Source organism: Rheinheimera sp., from assembly GCF_020217005.1.
In the GTDB taxonomy this organism is placed as follows: Bacteria; Pseudomonadota; Gammaproteobacteria; order Enterobacterales; family Alteromonadaceae; genus Pararheinheimera.
On the sequence record NZ_JAIWOI010000260.1, the window covers coordinates 1 to 10,000 of the forward strand.

The 10,000-nt window shown below is 47.6% G+C and carries 8 protein-coding genes; 4 read left to right on the plus strand and 4 right to left on the minus strand.

Features of this window, described 5'->3' with window-relative positions; all coding sequences use genetic code 11:
• Window positions 1-463 precede the first annotated feature (463 nt).
• Together LDL40_RS12690 and LDL40_RS12695 are read right to left on the minus strand one after the other, a co-directional pair.
• Window positions 464-1,039 carry a YceI family protein gene (locus tag LDL40_RS12690; protein WP_300995747.1) on the minus strand — a complete coding sequence of 192 codons (576 nt, stop codon included), beginning with the start codon at window positions 1,037-1,039 and terminating at the stop codon, window positions 464-466.
• A gap of 41 nt (window positions 1,040-1,080) precedes the next feature.
• Window positions 1,081-2,271: a class I SAM-dependent rRNA methyltransferase gene (locus tag LDL40_RS12695; RefSeq protein WP_300995748.1), complete on the minus strand. Its 1,191-nt coding sequence runs from the start codon at window positions 2,269-2,271 to the stop codon at window positions 1,081-1,083.
• 90 nt (window positions 2,272-2,361) lie between these two features.
• Here LDL40_RS12695 and LDL40_RS12700 point away from each other — a divergent pair, with 90 nt between their 5' ends.
• The gene (locus LDL40_RS12700; RefSeq protein WP_300995749.1) at window positions 2,362-3,369 is read left to right on the plus strand and encodes an NAD(P)H-quinone oxidoreductase; all 1,008 of its coding nucleotides are present in this window, start codon (window positions 2,362-2,364) and stop codon (window positions 3,367-3,369) included.
• A gap of 31 nt (window positions 3,370-3,400) precedes the next feature.
• On the opposite strand, the gene LDL40_RS12705 is transcribed toward LDL40_RS12700, so the two are convergent.
• Both LDL40_RS12705 and metG read right to left on the minus strand, forming a co-directional pair.
• Window positions 3,401-4,807 carry an MFS transporter gene (locus LDL40_RS12705; protein ID WP_300995750.1) on the minus strand — a complete coding sequence of 469 codons (1,407 nt, stop codon included), beginning with the start codon at window positions 4,805-4,807 and terminating at the stop codon, window positions 3,401-3,403.
• A 164-nt stretch (window positions 4,808-4,971) separates the two neighbouring features.
• Complete coding sequence (metG, locus tag LDL40_RS12710) at window positions 4,972-7,035, minus strand: methionine--tRNA ligase (protein WP_300995751.1); 2,064 nt, start codon at window positions 7,033-7,035, stop codon at window positions 4,972-4,974.
• Between the two features lie 166 nt (window positions 7,036-7,201).
• Here metG and apbC point away from each other — a divergent pair, with 166 nt between their 5' ends.
• The 3 genes from apbC to LDL40_RS12725 all read left to right on the plus strand — a co-directional run.
• The gene (apbC, locus tag LDL40_RS12715; RefSeq protein ID WP_300995752.1) at window positions 7,202-8,293 is read left to right on the plus strand and encodes an iron-sulfur cluster carrier protein ApbC; all 1,092 of its coding nucleotides are present in this window, start codon (window positions 7,202-7,204) and stop codon (window positions 8,291-8,293) included.
• Between the two features lie 2 nt (window positions 8,294-8,295).
• Window positions 8,296-8,886 carry a dCTP deaminase gene (gene dcd / locus LDL40_RS12720; RefSeq protein WP_300995753.1) on the plus strand — a complete coding sequence of 197 codons (591 nt, stop codon included), beginning with the start codon at window positions 8,296-8,298 and terminating at the stop codon, window positions 8,884-8,886.
• A gap of 265 nt (window positions 8,887-9,151) precedes the next feature.
• A partial coding sequence (locus LDL40_RS12725; RefSeq protein ID WP_300995754.1) for a DMT family transporter occupies window positions 9,152-10,000 on the plus strand: 849 nt, incomplete at its 3' end.

Below are 10,000 nucleotides of genomic sequence, written 5' to 3' on the forward strand. Positions count from 1 at the left end.
TGGGATTTGTGTTGGCTTGATACTTTGTTATTTAAACGCTTTTGCCGTTGGCGAGATACTTTCTTTTGCTTCGCCAAAAGAAAGTATCCAAAGCAGAAAAGTGCTGGAGCACTTTTCAACAGACGAAGGCTGGCCCAAGCGGTGAATTACATGAATGTAATTCATAAAAGGCGACCCTGGCCGCTACGACAGCGCTTGCGCTGAACAGCCTTAGCTGGCCCAGGAGGGGGATTCGTATAAAGTCCGCTCAAAAAAGTGCGTCCAAGGCGATTGTGCAACTCGTTTGTCGCTATCGCTCCTCTCTCAAACACTCCTCGTCTTAAAACCTTGGCCTCCCATTTTTGAACGGCTTGCGGCTAACAGGGAGTTTATAGTTGGTATAGTTGAATACTTCAGAGAGGCCAAATCACAACAAAAAAGCCACCCAAAGGTGGCTATTTCAAAAATCAAACTAACCAAAAACTTACTTCACCAGCACCAGACTAAAAGTGGTGGGGACCATTGGGCTGATGGCTTTCAGGCCTGCCAGTTCACGCAGTTTTTCTACGCCAGCGTTTAATTCAAACTTGTTTACGTCCAGCATAATTGGCGCAATAGTGGTGACGACCAATTGGCTGTCTGACACTTTGGTCACTTTCACTTTAGCCATCAGGCTTTGGGTTTTTGTCAGTAAGGTCAAATCTAAGGCTTGATCCACAACAACGCTGTCACCGGTTTTTAAGCCTGTGAGTACTTTGCTGTCGACTTTGCCTTTGGCATTGATAGTGGCGTATTGTTTGGCCGCTAACACATGTTCCAGAATACGTTCGTTACGAATTGGAATAGCCGTGTCCAGGGTCAGGGCTGGAATTGTCACTGCAAACTCACCTGCTTCAGTTAATTTACCTGTTAAGTCTTTAAAACTGTGGGTTTCAGCCACTATGTCATTTTTAACCGAAACAAAATTCAGGCTGGACTGCGCACTGTTGACAGACCAGTCTGCGGCTGCGGAAAAACTTAAAGCTGCGGCCACTACTAAAGCTAATTTTTTCGTCGTCATCGAACACTCCTTAGTTGATGGGCAAAGGCAAAAGCCTCTGCTTAGAATACCTTACAAACTAAACCTTTCAGATAATGACCTTCAGGGTAGAAGCTGGCAATAGGGTGGTCGCTGGACTGACTGAGTTTTTCGATAAACAAACAATCTTTGTTGGCATCCAAAGCGGCGTCAGCCACAATTTTCTGGAACAACATTTCGTCCATTAAGCCTGAACAGCTGAAGGTCAGTAACAATCCACCTGGTTTGACGAGCTGCATAGCGACACGGTTGATGTCTTTGTAACCACGAGCGGCTTGCATCAACTGGGCTTTGCTGTCGGCAAATTTTGGTGGGTCTAAAATCACCATATCAAACAACTTGCCTTGCTCTTTGTATTCGCGCAGCAGTTTAAATACGTCCTGTTTGACGTGGTTGGCGCTGTCCGGTTCAATGTTATTTAACACTAAATTGCGTTCTGCAGTTTTTAAAGCCAAATCCGACATATCGACGTTCGTCACATGAGCCGCTCCACCTTTTAAACAGGAGAGTGCAAAAGTGCCTGTGTAGCTAAAGCAGTTCAGCACAGTTTTGCCTTTGGCCAGACGGCCTGCTGCTGAGCGTGAATCGCGTTGGTCCAGATAAAATCCTGTTTTGTGGCCGTTCACTACATCGACCAGAATTTTCATGCCGTTTTCTAAAATCACCACTTCACCGCTTTCGCGCGGCAAATGCAACCAGCCGGTCACTGGTTTTAAGCCTTCTTTTTTACGCACATCCACATCTGAACGCTCGTAAATGCTGAAGTCCGGGAAACATTGCTTTAATGCAGTGACAATCAGCTCACGGTTCGCATCAGCACCAGCGGATAACAGCTGGCACACCAGTACATCGGCGTATAAATCGATAGTCACACCTGGCAGACCATCGGATTCAGCTGCCACTATACGTAAACCATTGGTTTGGCTTAAATCGTACATATCCTGACGCACAGACCAGGCACGCTGAATGCGGCGGTTGAAAAAGGCCTGATCAATCTGTTCTTTTTCGTTAAAAGTCCAGGCGCGCACGCGGATCTGCGAGTCGGCTGAGTAAGCGCCGCGGCATAACCACTTACCGTCATGGCTTAATACATCTACAGTTTCACCCGATTCTGGTTTGCCTTTGACCTGCAATACCGCTTTGGAGAACACCCAAGGATGGCGGCGTCTTAAGGATTTTTCGCGTTCGGGTTGTAAAATGATACTGTGAGACATAGATGAACTCTGTAGATGGGCAAGGGGCGCTATTTTAGTGAAGAGCGCGCAAAAGCTAAAGCAAAACTATAGCAAGTTAAAGGTAAATCCATGCAAAACTATCAGATCCCAGCGCAAATGACCGCTATTGAGGTGATCAATCCAGGCAAGCAAAGCCAGTTGCAGCAGGTCACTGTGGCAGTTCCGGGGTTAAAAGCCGGGCAGGTACTGGTCAAAGTCTCAGCTGCAGGTATCAACAGAGCGGACTTATTGCAGCGTTCGGGTTTGTATCCACCACCGGCGGGGGAATCCGATATTTTAGGTTTGGAGGTCGCGGGCACTGTGGTGGCTGTATCTGAGGGCGTATCTTCAGATTGGCTGGGTGAAGCTGTTTTTGCTTTAGTACCTGGCGGTGGTTATGCCCAGTATGTGGCTTTACCCGCTGAGCATTTAATTAAAAAGCCTGCAGCTTTAGGTATGGCTCAAGCTGCGGCTTGCGCTGAAGTGTTTTTAACTGCTTTTCAGGCCATGCGCGCCGTAGGCAACTTACCAGATCAAGGCGCATTGTTAGTGCATGCAGGGGCCAGCGGGGTAGGCACTGCAGCTATACAGCTGGGAAAAGCCCTGGGCTGTTTTGTTGCTGTCACAGTGGGTTCTGACGAGAAAGCCAAAGCTTGCTTAGCTTTAGGGGCTGACGTTGCTATCAACTATAAAACTCATGATTTTGCCGCTGAATTAAAAGCAGTGAGGCCACAAGGTTTTGATTTAATTATTGATCCTGTGGCGGCGGATTACATTGCCAAAGATATTCAATTGCTGGCGCTGGATGGTCAGATTGTGGTGCTTTCCATGCTTGGCGGCCGTATGACGCCAGAACTGGATTTAGGTCTGATGCTGAAAAAGCGCGGTCAGCTTTTGTGCTCTACGCTTCGAAGCCGCACAGACAGCTACAAAGCGGCCTTAATCAGCGATTTTAATCAGCAGTTTGGCAGCGCTCTGGCAGCTGGAAACATCAAGCCTGTACTGGCAGAAAGTATCGACTGGTCAGAGGCGGAGCGGGCGCATCAATTGCTCTCTGCGAATGCCGTGGTAGGTAAACTGGTGCTTACCCTGTTTTGAGTTTGGCCATTGCCTAAAGGAACAAACCGGCTTAAACCGGTTTGTTTTCATCTTTGCGCTGATCCTGATCGGGTTCAGGGACAGCTTCTGTTGTATCTATCTGTACTTCTGGCGCAGCTGCAGCGTCCATACTGCTCAGCTCCTGATCCGCTGTTGGCAGTTCAGCATCCGGGTGATGGGGGTGAACCATTTGCTCCTGCACCATTTGTTCATCAACCCTTGGATCTAAAGCTGCGGCTAAAGGTGACGACACCAAATCGCCTGAGGCCATCACATAATCCTGAGACACTTCTTTATCCTGTTGTTTTTGCTGATAATTAACATGAGTTAAACGTAAAAACAGCAGCAGGGTACAAAGCGCCATAAAACCATACAACATGCTATTGCCGACCAGTTGCATAAAGCCAGAGGCAATTAAAGGGCCGATACAGGCGCCCATACCAAAGGTCAGCAAAATAGTGGCGGATAAAGCCACCCGGTGTTCCTGTTCGACATTTTGATTCGCCAGTGCTGTGGCCAGCGGGTACAAAGTAAAAGCCAGAATGCCAAAAGCAAAAGTAAATATCAGCGCAAAGACGCCGCTTAACGGCAAAATGGCAATACAAAGCACCACGCCACCTAACAGAACTGTATTGATACGAATTAGACGACTACGCCTTATCTTGTCAGATAAACGCCCCATAGGCCATTGCGCCAGCAAACCTGCAATCACTGTGGTCGCCATATAAGCCGCCACTTGTTCTGTGCTGGCGCCACTGTGCGCTATATAAGCCGGAGCCAGACCGTAAAAGGAACCCACTATGACACCAGCCATCGCAATAGTGGTCAGTGACTGTGGTACTTTTTGCCAGAACAATTTGATTTTCAGGGGCGCAGGTTGCAAAGGCGCCGGGTGGATACGGCGGGTTAAAGCCAAAGGCACAATACAAAGCGCAAAACACATAGCGACAATTAACAGCGGTTTTAGCGTGAGTTCCGGGTTGAGGCTGATCGCCAATTGTCCCAAGACTAAACCTAAGTAGGAGACAATCATATAACTGGCAAAGACGGTGCCGCGGTTTTTGCTGTCGGCCTGTTCGTTCAGCCAGCTTTCCAGCACCATATACATGCACATCATGCCCATGCCGACCATCAGACGTAGCAGCAGCCAAATGGCTAAATCGTCTATTAAGGCATGGCCTAAAGCGCTGGCTGTGGTAATACCTGCACTGGCCACAAAAGCCCGGATATGCCCGACCCGGGCGATCAAACGATGCCCCACTTTGGAACCAGCAACTAAGCCCAGATAATAAGCCGACATCATGCCGCCTATCCAGATTTGCGCTGCCGAGTCTGCGGCCAGGCGCAAACCTAAATACGTAGTCAGTACCCCAGAGGCGAGTACCATCAATAAGGTGGCAAAATATAACGAAGAAAACGAACGCAGAATGTTGGACATGCTTTTCCTTGTCACAAAAAAAGGGTAGTCAACCGGCTACCCTAAGTAATTGGAGTTGCAGCGAGGCGACAAGCGATCGAGACCCCAGGAGCATAGTTCACCTATGTGACTGGGGCGAGGTTGCGTAGTCAACAAAGCTGCAGCTTCAAGAACGACGGGTAGATCTACTTAACGCGCATACCTGGCGTCGCACCATCATCTGGTGTTAGCAGGAAAATATCACTGCCACCAGGGCCTGCGGCCATCACCATGCCTTCGGACATGCCAAACCGCATTTTACGTGGTGCTAAGTTGGCAACCATCACTGTCAGTCGGCCTATGAGCTGCTCAGGCTGGTACGCAGATTTAATACCGGCAAAGACCTGACGGGTTTCATTGCCTAAATCCAGTTGCAGTTTCACCAGCTTGTCTGCGCCTTCCACATGTTCAGCGTTGATGATACGCGCGACACGTAAATCCAGCTTGGCAAAGTCATCAATGCTGATGGTTTCGCCAATAGGCTCAATGGCGCTTGCTGCAGAATCGGCCGCAGGAGCTGCTTTTGGTTCCGCAGCCGCATTAGCCACTGGGGCAGCAGCTGTAGGCTGTAGATTTTCTTTTGAGCCTTCGACCATAGCTTCTACCTTGGTCATTTCTACACGTTGCATCAGTGGCTTAAACACATTGATGCTGTGATTGGTTAAAGCGGTCTGATAAGTTGACCAGCTTAATTCGGCGTTTAAAAACAGTTCCACTTCTTTGGCCATGGCCGGCAGCACTGGTTTTAAGTAGTGCATTAAAACGCGGAACAGGTTAATGCCCATGGAGCAGACCAAATGCGCTTCGGTTAAGGTCGCTTCATTTTTTGCTAGCACCCAAGGCGCTTTGGCGTCAATGTATTGGTTGGCTTTATCGGCCAGCGCCATAATTTCGCGGATAGCACGGGCAAATTCACGTTTCTCAAAGCTTTCGGCAATAGTTTCGCCAGCGGCTGTGAACTCTGCTAATAATGCAGGTTCTACAATCTCGGCACTTAACTTGCCATCGAATTTTTTGCTGATAAAGCTGGCACAACGGCTGGCGATATTCACCACTTTGCCGACTAAATCCGCATTCACTTTTTGCGCAAAATCTTCCAGATTTAAGTCTAAGTCTGTGATATTACTGGTCAGTTTAGACGCAAAGTAATAACGCAGATACTCTGGGTTTAAATGCTCAAGATAAGTACGGGCTTTGATAAAGGTGCCGCGCGACTTAGACATTTTAGCGCCATTGACAGTAACAAAACCGTGGGCATAGACAGAGGTCGGTTTACGGTAACCTGCGCCATCTAACATAGCGGGCCAGAACAGACTGTGGAAATAGATAATATCTTTGCCGATAAAGTGGTAAATCTCAGCCTCTGAGTCTTTTTGCCAGAACTGGTCAAAGTTCACGCCTGTTTTATCACAGTAGTTTTTAAAGCTGGCTAAGTAGCCGATAGGCGCGTCCAGCCAGACATAAAAAAACTTGCCAGGAGCGCCTGGGATTTCAAAACCAAAATAAGGCGCGTCGCGGCTGATGTCCCATTGCTGTAGGCCTTCAGTAAACCATTCTTGCAGTTTGTTCGCCATTTCGTCCTGCAGTGAACCGCTGCGGGTCCAGTCTTTTAGCATTTGTTCAAAAGCAGGCAGGTCGAAGAAATAGTGTTCGCTGTCTTTTAACACAGGGGTAGCGCCTGAAACCACAGAACGTGGGTTTTTCAGCTCCACCGGGCTGTAAGTCGCGCCGCAGGAGTCACAGCTGTCGCCGTTTTGATCTGTAGTACCACATTTAGGGCAGTCGCCTTTAACAAAACGGTCCGGCAGGAACATCTGTTTTTCCGGGTCAAACAGCTGGCTGATGGTTTTGCGTTTGATATAACCACCTTGATCCAGCTTGGTATAAATCTCACTGGCAAACTGCTTGTTTTCTTCGCTATGCGTGCTGTGGTAATTATCAAAGCCTATTAAAAATTCGGCAAAATCAGCCTGATGTTCTTTGGCGGTCTGAGCAATCATCTGTTCAGGCGTTAAACCCAGCTGCTGGGCCTTGAGCATAATTGGCGTGCCATGAGCATCGTCCGCACAGACGTAATAACACTGATGACCACGGGCTTTTTGGAAACGGGACCAGATGTCAGTCTGAATATATTCCAGCATATGGCCTAAGTGAATGGGGCCATTGGCATAAGGTAAAGCACTGGTGATAAGAATTTTGCGTTGTGTCATCGATAACTCATAGATATATCACTGAAAAAAGTGACTTAATGATACAATAGCTGGCGTCAAAGCGCACCAGTTCAACAGCAGCAAAGCGCTGAAAAGCTGGCAAAGTGTGCACTAAATACAGTTCGAAGCAATAGAACCAGTTCAGCAACACAGATTGAGTGAGACGATGTGGTTTAAATGGTTTAAAAAAACAGCAGAGCAGCAATCATCCGCTGATGAGATGCCCGAAGTTTTAGCCAAAACTTTGGCTGAATTTCAAAGCAAAGAATTTCCTATGCCGCTGGATACTTTGATTCAGCAAGCCAGTTTTAGTAGCAAACGCAATAGCCTGAGCTTAACGCTGAAATTCCCCTGGGCCTCAGTGGCTGACGAGTTATTGCCTGTACTTCAGCAGGTGCAGCCAGATCTGAAACTGGAACTTCAAAGCGAAAACGCTGCAGAACCAGCCTACCGCAACATCAAGCAGGTGATTTTAGTGGCCTCTGGCAAAGGTGGTGTAGGTAAAAGCACCACTGCGGTCAATCTGGCGGTGGCTTTAGGTTTAGAAGGGGCCAAAGTAGGGCTGCTAGATGCGGATATTTATGGTCCTTCCATTCCGACCATGCTTGGGTTAACGGATGCAAAGGCAGAATCACCGGATGATAAACATCTGTTGCCAAAACAAGCGGCTGGTATTTATCTGCAGTCTATAGGTTTTTTAGTCGACCCTGCACAAGCTTCGGTCTGGCGTGGCCCTATGGCCAGTCAGGCCTTATTGCAGCTTTTAAATGAAACCCTGTGGCCGGATTTGGATTATTTGATTGTCGACATGCCGCCTGGTACAGGTGATATCCAGTTGACGATGTCGCAAAAACTACCGGTGACAGGGGCAATAATTGTGACTACACCGCAGGATGTGGCTTTGGCTGACGCACAAAAAGCCATTTCGATGTTTCGCAGCGTGAATATTCCAGTGCTTGGACTGGTAGAGAACATGAGTTTTTACCAGTGCAGTCACTGCGGTGAAATCGACGATATTTTTGGTACCAACGGTGGCCTGGAATTGGCTGAACGTTATCAGGTGCCTGTGCTGGGGCAGTTACCCTTACAAAAACAAATACGCCAGTCCTGTGATGCCGGAACGCCTTTCGTACTGAATCCAGCCGAAAGCGGTACTGGTTTTTACCGGGCTATAGCACGACAACTGAGCTTTGCTTTATATTGGAACTCCCAACATCAGCAAGCTAAGCAACCCGACATTATTTTTACGGATGATTAACCATGAGATTGTGTGACCGCGACATTGAAGCCTATATCGAAGCAGGCAAGATCCAAATTACGCCACGGCCAACACCAGACATGATCAGCGGTGTTAGCGTGGATATTCGCTTAGGCCATAAATTCCGTACTTTTCGCGCTTATGCCGCGCCTTTTATTGATTTAAGTGGCCCGCGTGAAGAAGTGGATTTAGCGCTGAATTCGGTGATGAGTGATGAAATTGTATTGTCCGATGACGAAGCCTTTTTTCTGCACCCTGGTGAACTGGCCTTGGCTATTACGCTCGAATCTGTCACCTTGCCTGCTGACATAGTTGGTTGGCTGGATGGCCGTTCTTCCTTAGCACGTTTGGGTTTAATGGTGCATGTGACAGCGCATCGTATCGATCCGGGTTGGTCTGGCAATATAGTACTGGAGTTTTATAACAGTGGTCGTTTACCGCTGGCGCTCAGACCCAACATGAAAATTGGTGCTTTAAACTTTGAAACCATGACAGGTGAAGCAGCTCGCCCCTACAACAAAAGGGTGGATGCCAAGTATCAACAACAGACTGGAGCTGTGGCCAGCCGTATCAGTCAGGATGATCAGAGCTAAAAACTCCTGCGTTGTTCGGCAGAGTTTGAGTTTATTAGCCCAGAAATGAAAAAGCCCATACAAAAGTGGTATGGGCTGAAGCAATAAAGCAAAAATGAAGCGGGGTAATTATGCAATATATCTGCATAGCTTCGCAACCTGGCTTTAGTGGATTTTTTCATTTTTTTACATATCTGTTGAATACTTAGTTAGAAAAACAGAATTTTTTAGTGAACTTACAAGGCGGTTTGAGAGCTTTACCTCAGATTGCATACAGGAGTTAGCCATGCAACCCGCCAGTTTTATCCGTTTGTTTAGTTTGGCTGCCATCTGGGGGTCTTCATTTTTGTTTATGAGAATTGCTGTAGGCACTTTAGGGCCGGCAGCATTAATGACTGGCAGAGTGCTACTTGCAGCGTCTTTTTTAGGTCTTATGGGCTGGTTTTTGAAAAAGCAGCAACTGGATTTAAAAAATAACTGGAAGCACTTTTTTATTCTTGGCTTTTTTAACTCCGCTTTCCCCTTTCTTTTGTTTGCCTATGCTGCGCAAACCTTAACGGCATCGGTGTTGTCTGTGCTTAATGCCACAGCTCCTATCTGGGGGGCTTTGATTGGCATCATAGTGTTTCGGCAAGCTTTAACTTTGCGAATTGTAACTGGCTTGGTGCTTGGTATCAGCGGTGTGGCTATTTTGGTGGGTTTTGATGCTGTAGTACTGGAACCTGGCGCTTTAGTGGCAGTATTTTGCGCTGCTGGTGCTGCTTTTTGTTACGGTGTTGCCACGCACTATACCCGTTTAGCGAAAACGGTGGCACCTTATACTAATGCACATGGCAGCATGTGGACTTCGACATTAATGCTGGCTCCGGTGATGCTGTTGTTTCCAATACAGAGTGATATCAGCCTGAATGTCGCTGCTGCAGTTTTAGCTTTGGGTGTGCTTTGTACCGGGGTTGCATATTTACTCTACTTCCGTTTAGTGCAAGATGAAGGGGCTACTCCGGCTTTAACTGTCACCTTTTTAATACCTGTATTTGGCGTATTCTGGGGCCATGTGTTTTTAAACGAAACTCTGGGCTGGCACACTTTTGTTGGAGTAGCAGTAGTGATCACTGGCACATCTTTGGTGACGGGT